The sequence below is a fragment of the Albidovulum salinarum genome (assembly GCF_025673475.1).
GTDB lineage: Bacteria > Pseudomonadota > Alphaproteobacteria > Rhodobacterales > Rhodobacteraceae > Albidovulum > Albidovulum salinarum.
On sequence record NZ_JAOVQO010000017.1, the window covers coordinates 117,230 to 130,912 of the forward strand.

Consider the following 13,683-nt stretch of genomic DNA (forward strand, 5'->3'; position numbering starts at 1 on the left):
TGAACGGATGACCGAAGCTCGTCCCGACGCCACCGCGCCATCGTCAAGTCTGGCCGGAATCGGCATCGTGCTCCTGTCGGCGCTCCTGATCGCGTTCGCACCCAACGCCGCCAAGATCGCCTATCGGGAAGGCGCTGACCTGACCGCCGTTATCACCTTCCGCACGTTGATCGGGGCGGCCGGGCTGGCGCTCTATCTCGCCGCGCGGCGGCACTGGCCGCCGGGCGGACGGGACGCGTTTCGCCGCAGCGCTTTCTCGGGCCTCGCGCAGGTCTTCACTGCGCTGGGCTTCATCGGCGCGGTCGCCTTCATCGACGTCAGCCTCGCCGCGCTGATCTTCTATTCGCATCCCTTCCTCGTCGCGCTCATCAGCCACCTGCGCGGCGAGGCACGGATGAGCGCGAACCGGTTCGTCTGGATCGCCTCGGCCATCGCCGGGCTCGCGCTGGTCTTCGGCCTGAAGCTGGCATCACTTGCCCCCCTCGGCATCGCGCTCAGCCTCGTCGGGATGGTCGCCGTCACCGTTCTCATCTTCACCGTCGCCGGCCTTTCGGCGGAGGTCGGGCCGATTCCGGCCAATCTCTTCATGACGACATGGTCGTGCCTCTACCTGCTCGCCTTCGCCCTCGCCGCGCCCCTGACAGGGCTCGCGGCACCGATGACCTTGCCGGGTTCCGTCGCGGGCTGGATCGCGATCCTCGGCGCCGGCGTCACGACGACGACAGGCTACGTCCTCTTCTTCGTCGGCGCGCGGATAGTCGGCACTGCGCGGGCGGCGGTCTGGACGGTGACCGAACCGCTCTTCGCCATCATCTTCGCGGTCCTCCTGATCGGCGAGACGCTTTCGGCCTCGCAGTGGCTTGGCGTGGCGATCGTGATCGGCAGCCTTATCCGCTTCGAAACCACGGCCGCCCCCGCGCCCCGCGACTGAGTACGCCGCATGATTAGCGCCATTCGCGACCTCGATGTCGCGCCCGAACGCGCGATCCGCCTCGCTTGGTGAGACTTTGCGCCGCAGAAACCCGTATCGCGGAGCCCCCGAACGTGACGACTGCCGCCTTCGTTCCTTCGCCCCGCAACGACCGGGTGAGCGCCAACCTCGCCTGCATCGTCTCGATGCTGGTCTGGGCGGCGGGTTTCCCGATTGCCGACGAGCTCCTGAAGACCCTTCCGGCGCTGACGGTCACGCTTCTGCGCATGTCGCTTGCCGCCCTGTTCCTTCTGCCCGTCTGGATCGTTGTCGACGGTCCCAGCCGGGTCCGCGGCGCGGCCTGGGGCCGCGGGCTCTGGGTCGGCGCGGTCGGGTTCGGGCTCGGCTCGTTCCTCCTGATCTTCGCCCAGAGCCGCACCGACGGCGTCACCGTCGCTGTCATCTGCGCAGCGATGCCCGTCGCGGGCATCGCGCTCGAATGCCTGTTCGACCGGCGCCGCCTGACCTGGCGCATCGTCGCCGGGTTGATCCTCAGCGTCATGGGCGGAATGGCGGTCTATGCCGCCCGGATGGGCCACATCGACTTCGGACTCGGGGCACTCGCCGCGCTTGTCTCGATCTTCGTCTACTGCTGGGGCTCGCGCGCTTCGGTCACCGCGCTTCCCGGCCATTCGGCGATGGCGCGCACGGCGCTCACGATCATCGGCGCGGCGCTCGGCATCGTCGCAGCCCAGCTCGCTTGGCAGGCGCTCGGCGGCGAACCGGTCGCCTGGGCGCGGATCGGGATGCGCGAGTGGAACCTCTTCGCAATCTACGCCATCGGCTCGCTGGCACTCTCGCAGCTCCTCTTCCTGATCGGGGTGGCCGGGCTCGGCATCGGCATCGCCTCGATGCATATCAACATCGCGCCCTTCTACGTCATGCTCTTCGCGCTCGCGCTCGGCGGCGGCTGGAGCTGGGGTCAGGGCGTAGGCGCCGCGATCGTCGCAGCCGGCGTGATCATCGCCCAGGGACGGGGGCGCAGACGCACGGCTTGAAACCCGAACGGGGCTGGGCTTAGCTCGCCCCGACCACGCCCCCGGGAGAGCCGATGCTTCACCTCAGCCAATCGCCGACCGATCCGGCCTTCGTCCAGGACCCCTTCCCGTTCTACGAACGCGCAAGGGCGGGCGGGCCGCTCTTTTTCTGGGAGGATTACGGCCTTGTCTGCGCCACCTCCGCCACCGCGGTCGGCGCGATCCTGCGCGACCGGCGCTTCGGCCGCGAAGTGCCCCCCGAAAACCGTAAGCCCGTCCCAGACCACCTCGCAGCCTTCTATTCGGTCGAAGCCCATTCGATGCTGGAACTTGAACCGCCCCGCCACACCCGGCTGCGGTCGCTGGTGCTGCGCGCCTTCACCTCGCGCCGGATCGCTGCCCTTGCGCCGGAGATTGCGGCCCTCAGCCACGCTCTCATCGACGCCTTCCCGGCGGGCGGGGTCGACCTTCTCGACGCCTTCGCGCGCAAGCTGCCGGTGATCATCATCGCCCGCCTCCTCGGCGTGCCGGAGGAGCGTGCGGACGACCTCCTTGCCTGGTCGAACGCGATGGTCACGATGTACCAGGCCCGCCGCAGCCGCGCGACCGAGGATGCCGCCGTCGCCGCGACCGAGGCCTTCTCGGCCTTCCTGCGGTCCCATGTCGAGGAGCGGCGCACCAAGCCGGCCGACGACCTCATCACCCATCTCATCGCCGCCGAGATGGAGGGCGAGACGCTCTCTACCGACGAGTTGATCGCGACCTGCATCCTGCTCCTGAACGCCGGCCACGAGGCGACCGTCCACACGCTCGGCAACGGCATCAAGGCGCTCCTGGAAAACGGCCTCGGCGCCGGGGTTCTCGGCCCCGACCGGATCGAGGGCACGGTCGAGGAGATCCTGCGGTACGACCCGCCGCTGCATCTCTTCACCCGCCACGCCTACGAGGATATCGAAATTGCCGGCTACACCTTCCGCCGCGGCGACGAGGTCGGCTGCCTCCTGGCCGCCGCCAACCGCGACCCGAGGGCCTGGGACGCGCCCGAACGGTTCGACCCGGACCGCCCGGTCAAGCCGCACCTAACCTTCGGCGCGGGCCTGCATTTCTGCGTCGGCGCGCCGCTCGCCCGGCTCGAGCTGCAGACCGCGCTGCCGATCCTGTTCGACCGCCTGCCCGGACTCGCCATCGCCGCGCCGCCACGCTACGCCGACCTCTACCACTTTCGCGGCCTGGAGCGGCTCGGTGTTGAGCCGCGCCGCGTCGCCCAGCGCCCCTGAGACCGGCGTCGCCGGCCTCAGGGCTGAAGCGGCATGGAGGTGGTCGACTTGATCTCCTCCATGCTCAGAAGGGCCGTCACGTTGTAGATCTTCACCTCGGAAATCAGCGCCTGGTAGAAGGTGTCGTAGGCGCGGGCGTTCTTCACCCGGACCTTGAGGATGTAGTCGATATCGCCTGCGAGCCGGTGCGCCTCCATCACCTCGGGCCGCGCGCGCAGCGTGGCGAGGAACTTCTTCTGCCATTCGGCCTCGTGCTCGCTGGTGCGGATCAGCACGAAGAAGCAGGCCTCGAGCCCGAGCGCCTCGGGATCGAGCAGGACCGTCTGCCGGCCGATCACGCCGGCCTCCTTCATCTTGCGGATTCGGTTCCAGACCGGGGTCTTCGACGACCCCACCTTGCCCGCGATCTCGTCGAGCGACTGGCTGGCGTCCTCCTGCAGTTCGCCAAGGATTTTCCGATCCATCTCATCCAGACGGACTGACATTCGCTTTTTCCTCCGATTCCGAAACGCGAGTTTTGCTCACCGCCAGATACAGAACATACGTCCTTATTAGCAAGGGCATATGGCGCATATGGGGGAAAATTTCCTATATAGAGGGAGAAATTCAGCGTCGCGAACACCGCCTACCCAAGAGGACATTCCATGAGCCGCGCCTTTACGCCGAAAGTCGTCACCGCGAATGCGCTGATCGAAGGCGATGTCGTCTACCTGACCTCCGACGACCGCTGGACGCGCGAGCATGGCGAGGCTGAGCTGATCCGGGACGAGGCCCATGCCCAGCTCCGGCTGCTGCAGGCCGAAAAGCAGCGCAGCGTCATCGTCGGCGCCTACCTCGCCGACGCGAAACCGGGCCCCAATGGTCCCGAACCGATCCATTTCCGCGAAGCCTTCCGCACCCGCGGCCCTTCGAACTACGCCCACGGCAAGCAGGAGACCTCGAATGTATAAGTACAACGACTTCGACGAGGCCTTCATCCGTAGCCGCAACAAGCAGTTCCGCGCCCAGGTCGAGCGCCGCATCGACGGCTCGCTCACCGAGGAAGAGTTCCGTCCGCTGCGGCTGATGAACGGGCTCTACCTCCAGCTTCACGCCTACATGCTGCGCGTGGCCATTCCCTATGGCACGTTGCGCTCCGACCAGATGCGCCAACTCGCCTATATCGCCGAGCGCTGGGACAAGGGCTACGGCCACTTCACCACGCGCCAGAACATCCAGTACAACTGGCCGAAGCTGACCGACGTGCCCGACATGCTCGACGCGCTCGGCGACGTGCAGATGCATGCGATCCAGACCTCGGGCAACACGATCCGCAACGTCACCGCCGACCATTTCGCCGGCGCCGCCGCCGACGAGATCGAGGATCCGCGCCCGACGGCGGAGCTTGTCCGCCAGTGGTCGACCGACCACCCCGAATTCCAGGCCCTGCCGCGCAAGTTCAAGATCGGCGTCACCGGTTCCCCGAACGACCGCGCCGTCACGAAGTCGCACGACATCGGCCTTCGGATCGTGCGCGGCGGCTCCGGCCAGACCGGTTACGAGGTGCTCGTCGGTGGCGGCCTCGGCCGCACGCCGATGGTCGCCCAGGTGATCCGGCCCTTCCTGAAGAAGGCCGACCTGCTCCCCTATCTCGAGGCGATCGTCTCGACCTACAACCTCTGGGGGCGCCGCGACAACAAGTACAAGGCGCGGATCAAGATCACCGTCTTCGAGAACGGCATGGAGAAGTTCCGCGACGCGGTCGAAGAACGCTTCAAGGTTACGCGCCAGGAGTTCTCCGGCGCCGATCAGGACGTCCTGCGCGAGATCGAGGCGCATTTCGCCGCGCCGGCCTTCCGCAACGCGCCGGAAGACGCCTTCCACGCCGCCCGCGACGCCGATCCGGTGTTCCGCTCCTGGACCGACACCAACCTGACCGCGCACCGCGCGCCGGGCTATGCGATCGTGACCGTCTCGCTGAAGGCGCATGGCGAGACGCCGGGCGACGCCTCGGCCGACCAGATGCGGCTTCTCGCCGATCTCGCCGACAAGTACGGCCACGGCGAGCTGCGCATCAGCCACGAGCAGAACGTGATCCTGCCGCATGTCCACAAGTCGGACCTGCCCGCGCTTCATGCTGCGCTCAAGACCGAGCGCCTCGCCACTGCGAACATCGGCCTTGTCTCCGACATCATCGCCTGCCCCGGCATGGATTACTGCGCGCTGGCCACCGCCCGCTCGATCCCGGTCGCGCAGGAAATCTCCTCGCATTTCAAGGCGATCGGCCTTGAAGAGGCAATCGGCCAGCTCAAGATCAAGATCTCGGGCTGCATCAATGCCTGCGGCCATCACCATGTCGGCCATATCGGCATCCTCGGCCTCGACCGGGCGGGCGTGGAGAACTACCAGATCACGCTCGGCGGCGACCACACCGAGAACATGGTGATCGGCGAGCGTGCCGGGCCGGGCTTTGCCTATGACGAGATCGTCCCGGCGATCGAGCGGATCCTGCGCGCCTATCTCGAGGTCCGCGAGGACGCGTCCGAGACTTTCCTCGACGCCTATCGCCGCCTTGGGCCCGCGCCCTTCAAGGCCGCGCTCTATCCGGCCGAGGCCGAACGCGATGCCGCTTGAGGCACCGCTTCCCTCCCTCGATGCGCGCGTGGCCGCGCTCAACGACCGCTATCGCCACCATTCGGCGACGGCGGTCCTAGAGCGCGCGCTCTACGACCCCGAAGTGGGCAACGTGGCGCTGGTTTCCTCCTTCGGGGCGGAATCGGTGGTGCTTCTGCACCTCGTCTCGGTGATCGCGCCCGGCACGCCGGTGATCTTCATCGACACCCAGATGCTGTTCCCCGAGACGCTGGAATACCAGCGCGAACTGGCCGAAAAACTGAACCTGACGGACATCCGCACGATCCGCGCCGACCGGCGCGACACCGAGTTCGAGGATCCGGACGGGACGCTGCACCAGTTCAGCACCGATGCCTGCTGCGCGCTGCGCAAGGTCGTGCCGCTGGAGCGTGCGCTGCAAGGCTTCGACGGCTGGATCACCGGCCGCAAGCGGTTCCAGGCCGGCACCCGCGCCGCACTCGAGTTCTTCGAAAACGAAGAGAACAAGCGCCTCAAGGTCAATCCGCTCGCCCATTGGGGCCGCGAGGATCTCGAGGACTACATGGTCAACAACCGCCTGCCGCGCCATCCTCTGGTCGCGAAGGGCTATCCTTCGATCGGCTGCGCGCCCTGCACGAGCCCGGTCAAGGAAGGTGAAGATCCCCGCGCAGGACGTTGGCGCGGAACGCAGAAACAGGAATGCGGCATTCACTTCGTCAACGGGAAGGCCGTGCGCGGCCCCGTGCCGCAGGACGACGACACGAAGGAGACGGCAGCATGAGCGTGATCGTGCGCGACGACGGCTTTCACGCCGAGGACTACACCGGCGAGGCCGTGCTCGACATCGCCCAGGACACCAGGCCCGACGCGCTGCCGGAAAGCTTCGACGGTGTCGACCTGGTCCGCGTGGCCTTCCCCGCCGCCTCCGACGGGCGCGGCTTCAGCCTCGCCCGCCAGCTCCGTGCGAGGGGCTATGCTGGGCGGCTGCGCGCCAAGGGTCATGTCATCGCCGACCAGTACGCGATGGCGCGGCGCTGCGGCTTCGATGAAGTGGAAATTTCCGACGACCTGGCTGCGCGCCAGCCGGCCGAGCAGTGGATCTTCCGCGCCGACTGGCAGGAGCACGATTACCGGGCGCGGCTGAAAGCCTGATCACAGGGGTTTTCCCCACACCGAAACGTCAATAGAAGGAGGGGTGCGAACGCGCGCCCCTGTAACAGATGAACGACGCCAGTACCGTGAACGAAGTCCAGGCCACCCCTGTCCGCATGCTGCCGGACGCTCAGGAAGTCACCTCGGTCCAGCACTGGACCGACCGGCTCTTTTCCTTCCGCGTGACGCGGCCGCAGAGCTTGCGGTTCCGCTCGGGCGAGTTCGTGATGATCGGGCTTCTCGGCGACAACGGCAAGCCGCTCCTGCGCGCCTATTCCATTGCCTCGCCGTCGTGGGACGAGGAGCTGGAATTCTACTCGATCAAGGTGCCGGACGGGCCGCTGACCTCGAAGCTCCAGCACATCCAGCCGGGCGACCAGATCATCCTGCGCCCGAAGCCGGTGGGCACGCTGGTGCTTGACGCGCTCCTGCCCGGCAAGAGGCTCTGGTTCCTCGCCACCGGCACCGGGATCGCGCCCTTCGCCTCGCTCATGCGCGACCCGGAGACCTACGAGAAATACGACCAGGTCATCATGATGCATACCTGCCGCGAGAAGGCCGAGCTCGAATACGGCCGCCAGCTCGTGGAGAGCCTGAAGGACGACCCGCTGATCGGCGAGATGGTCGGCGACAAGCTCAAGTACTACCCGACCACGACGCGGGAAGAGAGCGAGCGCATGGGCCGGATCACCGACAACCTCGCCTCGGGCAAGGTCTTCGAGGATCTTGGCATCCCGTCGATGTCGGCCGAGAACGACCGGGCGATGGTCTGCGGCTCGATGGCCTTCAACATCGATGTGAAGGCGGTTCTCGAGAGCTTCGGCCTGCGCGAGGGTGCGAATTCGGACCCGCTCGAATACGTGGTCGAGAAGGCCTTCGTCGGCGACGGTATCTGACTTGACGACCACCCCGGCGCATGGCGGAATCCCGCCATGCGCGCTCTGTCCCTGACCGAAGACCATGTCGCCCGCGCCACGCGCACGGTGCCCGAGTCCCTGTCCTCGACAGCCTTCACGCGCTGCAATGAGGACGACTTTGCGGTGCGGAGCCGGCGCATCCTCGAAAGCCGGCCCGACGGGCCGCTTCTCGTCTTCGCCTATGGCTCGCTGATCTGGAACCCGACCTTCGCGGCGAGGGCGCGGCATCATGCCGTGGCGCGCGGCTGGCACCGGCAGTTCTGCATCGAAATTCGCGGTTTTCGCGGCACGCCGGACGCGCCTGGCCTGATGATGGCGCTGATGGCCGGCGGCCGGTGCTCAGGCGTCGCGCTCGAAGTTCCGGAGACGGACGTCGAGGCGGTGGTCGACGGCCTCGTGCGCCGGGAAACACCTTTTGTCGAGAACGACCCGGACTGGCGATGGATCACCGTCGACACCGAGACGGGAAGGGCCCGGTCGCTGGTGTTCTGGGCCGGACCGAACGGGCCGTCGATCCGCCGGAGCCTGCCGCTCGACCAGGTGGCGCGGCAACTGGCCCGCGCCTGTGGCTATCGGGGATCCTCGGCGGAATACCTGCGCAATACGGTGCTGTCGCTCGAGGAGCACGGGATCCGCGACCGGAACCTCTGGACGCTGCAGGCGCTCGTCGCGGCCGAGATAGACCGGACCTACCCCGCCGCGTCCGGATGACCGGACCGACGCGCGGCGGTCGCGGGGAAGGATGTCCGGGCCGCGCGGTGACGCGCGGCCCGGCTCATGTTTGAACCGGCGTCAGAGCCCGAGCGCGGACTTGACCTCGGCAAGCGCGGCGCCGAGCAGTTCGGGGCTGTCCTTGGCGGTTTCCACCGCGGCCTTCAGCGTCATCTTCGTGGCGTCGTCGAGCGTCGAGCCGTCGATCGCGGCATTGACCGCCTCGGCGTCGTAGGTCGCGGGGTCGAAGATGTCGGCGGCCATGTCGGCCGCGGCTTCGCCGGCGGCCCCCGCTGCCTCGGTCGCACTGTCCACAGCCTCGGCCGCGCTGTCCACAGCCTCGGTGGCGGCTTCGGTCGCCGCGTCCACGGCTTCTTCGGCGGCTGCGGCAGCTTCCGCGGCGGCCGCTTCAGCGGCAGCGGCCTCGGCGGCGGCGGCCGCTTCGGCGGCAGCGGCTTCCTCGGCGGCCTTGGCGGCAGCTTCCTCGGCCGCCTTCGCCGCGGCCTCCTCGGCGGCCTTGGCCTCTTCCACGGCCTTCATCGCTGCGGCCTCCTCGGCGGCCTTCTGGGCCGCAGAGTAGTACCAGTAGCCGCCACCGGCCAGGGCGGCAACGATCACAGCGATGATGAGATTCCTGTTCATGGCATGATCCTTCGCAATGCGGAACAACGATATGTACCGGACCGCTATGACAGAATCCCGTCGATCAGGGAAGCATCACCGTAGCCGGGCGCGGAATCCTGCTTGAATCAGACCGTCCGCACGACTAGTTTGCCGCCCACCCGAAATGGCAACGACAGAAGGAGTGCCACCATAGCCCGCAGACCGCATAACGCCCCGCCGCAACGCGACACGGGACCCCGCGTCAACGACCGCATCCGCGCCCCGGAGATCCGCCTGATCGGCGCCGACGGCGAGAATGTCGGGGTCGTTACCCCGGCCCGCGCCATGGCCCTCGCCGAAGAAGCCGGGCTCGATCTCGTCGAGATCTCGCCGAATGCGGTGCCGCCGGTCTGCAAGATCATGGACTTCGGCAAGTTCAAGTACGAACAGCAGAAGAAAGAGGCCGAGGCGCGCAAGAAGCAGAAGATCATCGAGATCAAGGAGATCAAGTTCCGCCCTGGCACCGACACGCATGACTACGAGGTCAAGATGCGCTCGGTCGTCAAATTCCTCGAGGGCGGCGACAAGGTGAAAGTCACGCTGCGCTTCCGAGGCCGCGAGATGGCGCACCAGGAACTCGGTCTCGATCTCCTCAAGCGGGTTGCGGCCGATGTCGAGGAAATCGGCAAGATCGAGAACATGCCGAAGCTCGAGGGCCGGCAGATGGTGATGATGATCGGCCCGAAATAGGCCGCCATCGCCCGATCACGATGGGCCCTCCCCGACGGGAGGGCTTTTTCTTTTCCGGGGGCGCGATGCTTTCCTACCAGCACATCTATCACGCCGGGAACCTTGCCGACGTCCACAAGCACGCGCTCCTGGCGGTGATGCTCGACTACCTGACGCGCAAGGACAAGCCGCTCAGCTACCTCGAGACCCATGCCGGCCGCGGCCTTTACGCGCTCGACGCGGCCGAGGCGGTGAAGACCGGCGAGGCGGCGGCCGGGATCGGCCGCGCCGAGGCACTGTTTCCGGCCGACCATCCCTATCGCCGCGCGCTCGACCAGATCCGCGCGGGCCACGGCGCGGCCGCCTATCCCGGCTCGCCGCTCGTCGCCGCGCTCTCGCTCCGGCCCGGCGACCGGATCCAGCTCGCTGAACTCCATCCCCGCGAATTCGCGGCGCTGGAGGCGACGATGACGCCCTACGGCGCCATCTGCCGCCAAGAGGACGGCCTCGGCTTCGCGCTGGCCCGCACCCCGCCCGAGCCGCGGCGGGGCCTGATGCTGATCGACCCGAGCTACGAGGTGAAGGCCGACTACGCCGCGCTGCCGCCGCTCATCGCGAAGCTCCACGCGAAATGGAATGTCGGCGTCCTGGCACTCTGGTACCCGATCCTGAAGAGCGGCACCCATGCCCCGATGCTCGCCGCGCTGGAGGCGGCGGACCTGCCGAAGGCGCTGCGCCACGAGATCAGCTTCCCGCCCGCGAGCGAGGGGCACGGCATGGTCGGCTCGGGCATGTTCGTCGTCAACGCCCCCTTCGGCACCGAAGAGGCGGCGCGCGACATCGCCACACGGCTCGCCCGTCTCAGCTGACGCCACCCCGCCGCAGCACCTCGGTGATCTCGGCCATGATCGAGACCGCGATCTCGGCGGGAGAGCGCGCACCGATATCGGCACCGACCGGGGCATGGATCCGCGCGATCGCCGCCTCGGCGACACCCATGGCCCTAAGACGCTCCACCCGCTTCGCATGGGTCCGGGTCGAGCCGAGGCAACCAAGGTAGAATACCTCCGCCCCGAGCGCCGAAAGGATCGCCGGATCGTCGATCTTAGCGTCATGGGTCAGCGTCACCACGGCGGTCCGCGCATCAAGCCCGAGCGCCGCCATCGCCTCGTCCGGCCAGTCATGCGAGATCGCCTCGCCGGGGAACCGCGCTGAGGAGCCGAACGCCTCGCGCGGGTCGATCAGGACGGGATCATAGCCACAGGCCCGCGCCATCGGCAGCAGCGCCTGGGCGATGTGGACCGCCCCCACGACGACGAGCCTGAGCGGCGGATTGTGGATCGCGACGAACCGCCCCTCCTCGACCCCCGACCTGTCGGCCCGGAACCGCTCGGCCAGCTCCGCATCGGGTGCCACGAGCCGCCTTGCCCAGGTCTCGAGATCGACGACATAGGCCACTGGCCGCCGTTCCGCGCGCGCCGCCGCCAGATCGGCCAGAAGCGCCTCGGGCATCGCCGACCCGACGGGCTCCACCAGCACCCGGATCGTGCCGCCACAGGCGAGGCCCACCGCGAAGGCGTCCTCGTCGCTGACCCCGAAGGTCAGCATCCGCGGGCGTCCGTCTCCGAGCGCCGCGCAGGCCTCCTCGGTGACCGCCCCCTCGACGCAGCCCCCGGAAACCGAGCCCATCATCTCGCCCGTCCCGGACACGACGAGCTGGCTGCCCACCGGCCGCGGCGCCGAGCCCCAGGTCTCGATCACTGTCGCAAGCGCGGCGCCTCGGCCGGCGCGATGCCAGCCGAGCGCAATCTCCGGAACCCGTTCGTGCTCGCCGCTGCCCATGCCTCACCTCCCGCGCCACTATGCGCGGCGGGCAACGCCCCCACCAGTGGCAAAGCCGCTCCCCGCCCCTTCATCTTGCCGAAAGTATCCGCGCCGAAGGCACCTGAGCGCCCCTTTCGCCAGAAAGGGGCGCGAGGCAAGGACAATGGCCCCGGAACGGGGCCGCGACCGGATCGCGCCAGACCGCACTCACGTGCGGCCCCGGCGCCTTGGCACGCGTCAGTTCGAGGCCTGACGCAAGAGGTCGGTGATCCGCCGCACGCTCGCCCGGCGATTGGCGCGCTCGGCCTCCTGCGTGTCGATCTTCAGGAACTCCTCGCCATAGCCCTGCACCACCATGTTCTCCGGCGGCACAGCGAAATACTCGGTCAGCGCCAGCGCCACCGATTCCGCCCGCCGGTCCGACAGCGCGAGGTTGTAGGCGGCCGAGCCCACCGCGTCGGTATGGCCCTCGATCAGGAACAGTTCGCGCGGATTGTCGGCGACATAGCTCTGGATCAGCCGCCCGAGGCGCGACAGCGCCTTGGCCTGGTCGGGCCGGATCGCCGCGGAACCGGTCTCGAAGGTGATCGCGTCGAGGTCGATCACCGGCACCAGCGCCCGTACCTCGGCGATGTCGCGCACCTGGGCGAGCGAGAAGCGGCGGTCGAGCGCGGATTCGCGGGCGAGCGCCGCGCGCAGGTCCGCCTCGTCGGCATCGGCCGAGATCACTCGCTGCGAGGCCGGCGGCGGCAGCAGGCTGACATCGACCGGCTCATAGGCGGCGGTATCGTCGATCAGAAGCGTCTCGTAGCCGTCCGGCGCGACATGCGAGCGGCGCAGCACCCGGTACTCGGCGTCGCGGATCGTGACGATGCTCGATCCGTCGGGACGCGTCACCGTTGTCCGGGTCGAGCCGTCGGCGAAGGTCTCGGTGCGCACCGTCGACCCCGGCTGGCGCAGAAGCGCGTTGTCGTCCTTGATGATCTGGTAGCTGCCGTCATCGCGCGTCACGACGACGCGGTCGCCCGAGTTCAGTTCGACCTTGCGGTTGTTCGACAGCATCGCGCCGACCGCGACCGCACCGAGGCCGAGCAGGATCGCCTTCTCGGTCTTCGAGAGCCCGTCCTTCTTCTGCGCGGTCGCCGGAGCCGGCGCCGCGGCGGCGGCCGTCTCGTTGACCTTGTTGGCGAAATCCTCGTCCGAGGACCGCGCCGTCGCCTCGGTCACGACCTCCTCGCTGACTTCGGCGGTGGCTTCGGCCGCTGCCGGGGCGGAGGCCGCAGCCGCAACTGGCGCCTCGCCGGAGGCCGCATCGGGCTGAACCGGCAGTTCCGGAACCGGCGCCGCTTCAGCGGCAGCCGCCGCAGCCTCGGCTTCGAGCGCCTTCGCCAGATCGTCATCGCTGATTGTGGCGCCGGCGTCGGTCCCTGCTTCCCCGGAGGCGGCTTCGGCGGCAGGCTCCTCAGCCACGGGCTCCTCGACGACGACCTCGGCAGCGGGTTCCTCAGCCACGGGCTCCTCGACCACGACCTCGGCGGCAGGCTCCTCAGCCACGGGCTCCTCGACCACGACCTCGGCGGCAGGCTCCTCAGCCACGGGCTCCTCGACCACGACCTCGGCGGCAGGCTCTTCAGCCACGGGCTCCTCGACCACGACCTCGGCGGCAGGCTCCTCAGCCACGGGCTCCTCGACCACGACCTCGGCGGCAGGCTCCTCAGCCACGGGCTCCTCGACCACGATCTCGGCGGCAGGCTCCTCAGCCACGGGCTCCTCGACGACGACCTCGGCTGCGGGTTCCTCAGCCACGGGCTCCTCGACCACGACCTCGGCGGCTGGCTCCTCAGCCACGGGCTCCTCGACCACGACCTCGGCGGCAGGCTCCTCAGCCACGGGCTCCTCGACCACGACCTCGGCGGCAGGCTCTTCAGCCA

At 68.3% G+C, this 13,683-nt stretch carries 15 protein-coding genes; 11 read left to right on the forward strand and 4 right to left on the reverse strand.

Annotated features, from left to right (window positions below; genetic code table 11):
* The first annotated feature begins 7 nt into the window (after nt 1-7).
* The 3 genes from OEZ60_RS17325 to OEZ60_RS17335 all read left to right on the forward strand — a co-directional run bounded on the left by OEZ60_RS17325 (nt 8) and on the right by OEZ60_RS17335 (nt 3,224).
* The gene (locus OEZ60_RS17325) at nt 8-931 is read left to right on the forward strand and encodes a DMT family transporter (RefSeq protein WP_263338923.1); all 924 of its coding nucleotides are present in this window, start codon (nt 8-10) and stop codon (nt 929-931) included.
* 113 nt (nt 932-1,044) lie between these two features.
* On the forward strand, nt 1,045-1,968 hold the full coding sequence (locus tag OEZ60_RS17330) for a DMT family transporter (protein ID WP_263338925.1): 924 nt from the start codon (nt 1,045-1,047) through the stop codon (nt 1,966-1,968).
* Nucleotides 1,969-2,021: 53 nt separating this feature from the next.
* Entirely contained in the window at nt 2,022-3,224 is a 1,203-nt protein-coding gene (locus OEZ60_RS17335) for a cytochrome P450 (protein WP_263338927.1), read from the forward strand.
* A gap of 17 nt (nt 3,225-3,241) precedes the next feature.
* On the opposite strand, the gene OEZ60_RS17340 is transcribed toward OEZ60_RS17335, so the two are convergent.
* Complete coding sequence (locus tag OEZ60_RS17340; RefSeq protein WP_263338929.1) at nt 3,242-3,709, reverse strand: Lrp/AsnC family transcriptional regulator; 468 nt, start codon at nt 3,707-3,709, stop codon at nt 3,242-3,244.
* A 159-nt stretch (nt 3,710-3,868) separates the two neighbouring features.
* Here OEZ60_RS17340 and OEZ60_RS17345 point away from each other — a divergent pair, with 159 nt between their 5' ends.
* The 6 genes from OEZ60_RS17345 to OEZ60_RS17370 all read left to right on the forward strand — a co-directional run bounded on the left by OEZ60_RS17345 (nt 3,869) and on the right by OEZ60_RS17370 (nt 8,596).
* Nucleotides 3,869-4,174, forward strand: coding sequence for a DUF2849 domain-containing protein (locus OEZ60_RS17345; RefSeq protein WP_263338931.1), 306 nt, complete (start codon nt 3,869-3,871; stop codon nt 4,172-4,174).
* Nucleotides 4,167-5,837 carry a nitrite/sulfite reductase gene (locus tag OEZ60_RS17350; RefSeq protein ID WP_263338933.1) on the forward strand — a complete coding sequence of 557 codons (1,671 nt, stop codon included), beginning with the start codon at nt 4,167-4,169 and terminating at the stop codon, nt 5,835-5,837. Before OEZ60_RS17345 ends, OEZ60_RS17350 begins: the two co-directional genes overlap by 8 nt.
* The gene (locus OEZ60_RS17355) at nt 5,827-6,597 is read left to right on the forward strand and encodes a phosphoadenylyl-sulfate reductase (RefSeq protein ID WP_263338934.1); all 771 of its coding nucleotides are present in this window, start codon (nt 5,827-5,829) and stop codon (nt 6,595-6,597) included. The genes OEZ60_RS17350 and OEZ60_RS17355 overlap by 11 nt, the downstream gene beginning before the upstream one ends.
* Nucleotides 6,594-6,968 carry a DUF934 domain-containing protein gene (locus OEZ60_RS17360; RefSeq protein ID WP_263338935.1) on the forward strand — a complete coding sequence of 125 codons (375 nt, stop codon included), beginning with the start codon at nt 6,594-6,596 and terminating at the stop codon, nt 6,966-6,968. Before OEZ60_RS17355 ends, OEZ60_RS17360 begins: the two co-directional genes overlap by 4 nt.
* A 68-nt stretch (nt 6,969-7,036) precedes the next feature.
* Nucleotides 7,037-7,864: a ferredoxin--NADP reductase gene (locus tag OEZ60_RS17365; RefSeq protein ID WP_290428550.1), complete on the forward strand. Its 828-nt coding sequence runs from the start codon at nt 7,037-7,039 to the stop codon at nt 7,862-7,864.
* Between the two features lie 36 nt (nt 7,865-7,900).
* Nucleotides 7,901-8,596: a gamma-glutamylcyclotransferase gene (locus tag OEZ60_RS17370; RefSeq protein WP_263338936.1), complete on the forward strand. Its 696-nt coding sequence runs from the start codon at nt 7,901-7,903 to the stop codon at nt 8,594-8,596.
* 81 nt (nt 8,597-8,677) lie between these two features.
* Here the strand turns inward: OEZ60_RS17370 and OEZ60_RS17375 are convergent, their stop codons facing one another.
* On the reverse strand, nt 8,678-9,238 hold the full coding sequence (locus tag OEZ60_RS17375; RefSeq protein WP_263338937.1) for a hypothetical protein: 561 nt from the start codon (nt 9,236-9,238) through the stop codon (nt 8,678-8,680).
* A 129-nt stretch (nt 9,239-9,367) separates the two neighbouring features.
* Here OEZ60_RS17375 and infC point away from each other — a divergent pair, with 129 nt between their 5' ends.
* The gene (gene infC, locus OEZ60_RS17380) at nt 9,368-9,949 is read left to right on the forward strand and encodes a translation initiation factor IF-3 (RefSeq protein WP_432759509.1); all 582 of its coding nucleotides are present in this window, start codon (nt 9,368-9,370) and stop codon (nt 9,947-9,949) included.
* A gap of 65 nt (nt 9,950-10,014) precedes the next feature.
* Nucleotides 10,015-10,797, forward strand: a complete 783-nt coding sequence (locus tag OEZ60_RS17385) for a 23S rRNA (adenine(2030)-N(6))-methyltransferase RlmJ (RefSeq protein WP_263338938.1) — start codon at nt 10,015-10,017, stop codon at nt 10,795-10,797.
* Here OEZ60_RS17385 and OEZ60_RS17390 read toward each other — a convergent pair.
* Both OEZ60_RS17390 and OEZ60_RS17395 read right to left on the reverse strand, forming a co-directional pair.
* A complete protein-coding gene (locus tag OEZ60_RS17390) occupies nt 10,790-11,770 on the reverse strand; it encodes an XdhC family protein (protein WP_263338939.1) in 981 nt (326 codons plus the stop codon). The two genes, OEZ60_RS17385 and OEZ60_RS17390, sit on opposite strands and share 8 nt — an antisense overlap.
* A gap of 219 nt (nt 11,771-11,989) precedes the next feature.
* On the reverse strand, nt 11,990-13,683 hold a 1,694-nt coding region (locus OEZ60_RS17395; protein WP_263338940.1), incomplete at its 5' end, for an OmpA family protein.

What these genes read in the sequence shown, in the direction of transcription:
- OEZ60_RS17345 (WP_263338931.1), top strand. Translation starts at nt 3,869, where the DNA reads ATGAGCCGCGCCTTTACGCCGAAAGTCGTCACCGCGAATGCGCTGATC.
- OEZ60_RS17350 (WP_263338933.1), top strand. Translation starts at nt 4,167, where the DNA reads ATGTATAAGTACAACGACTTCGACGAGGCCTTCATCCGTAGCCGCAAC.
- OEZ60_RS17390 (WP_263338939.1), bottom strand. Translation starts at nt 11,770, where the DNA reads ATGGGCAGCGGCGAGCACGAACGGGTTCCGGAGATTGCGCTCGGCTGG.
- OEZ60_RS17365 (WP_290428550.1), top strand. Translation starts at nt 7,037, where the DNA reads ATGAACGACGCCAGTACCGTGAACGAAGTCCAGGCCACCCCTGTCCGC.
- OEZ60_RS17370 (WP_263338936.1), top strand. Translation starts at nt 7,901, where the DNA reads ATGCGCGCTCTGTCCCTGACCGAAGACCATGTCGCCCGCGCCACGCGC.
- OEZ60_RS17340 (WP_263338929.1), bottom strand. Translation starts at nt 3,709, where the DNA reads ATGTCAGTCCGTCTGGATGAGATGGATCGGAAAATCCTTGGCGAACTG.
- OEZ60_RS17375 (WP_263338937.1), bottom strand. Translation starts at nt 9,238, where the DNA reads ATGAACAGGAATCTCATCATCGCTGTGATCGTTGCCGCCCTGGCCGGT.
- OEZ60_RS17360 (WP_263338935.1), top strand. Translation starts at nt 6,594, where the DNA reads ATGAGCGTGATCGTGCGCGACGACGGCTTTCACGCCGAGGACTACACC.
- OEZ60_RS17355 (WP_263338934.1), top strand. Translation starts at nt 5,827, where the DNA reads ATGCCGCTTGAGGCACCGCTTCCCTCCCTCGATGCGCGCGTGGCCGCG.
- OEZ60_RS17385 (WP_263338938.1), top strand. Translation starts at nt 10,015, where the DNA reads ATGCTTTCCTACCAGCACATCTATCACGCCGGGAACCTTGCCGACGTC.
- OEZ60_RS17335 (WP_263338927.1), top strand. Translation starts at nt 2,022, where the DNA reads ATGCTTCACCTCAGCCAATCGCCGACCGATCCGGCCTTCGTCCAGGAC.
- OEZ60_RS17325 (WP_263338923.1), top strand. Translation starts at nt 8, where the DNA reads ATGACCGAAGCTCGTCCCGACGCCACCGCGCCATCGTCAAGTCTGGCC.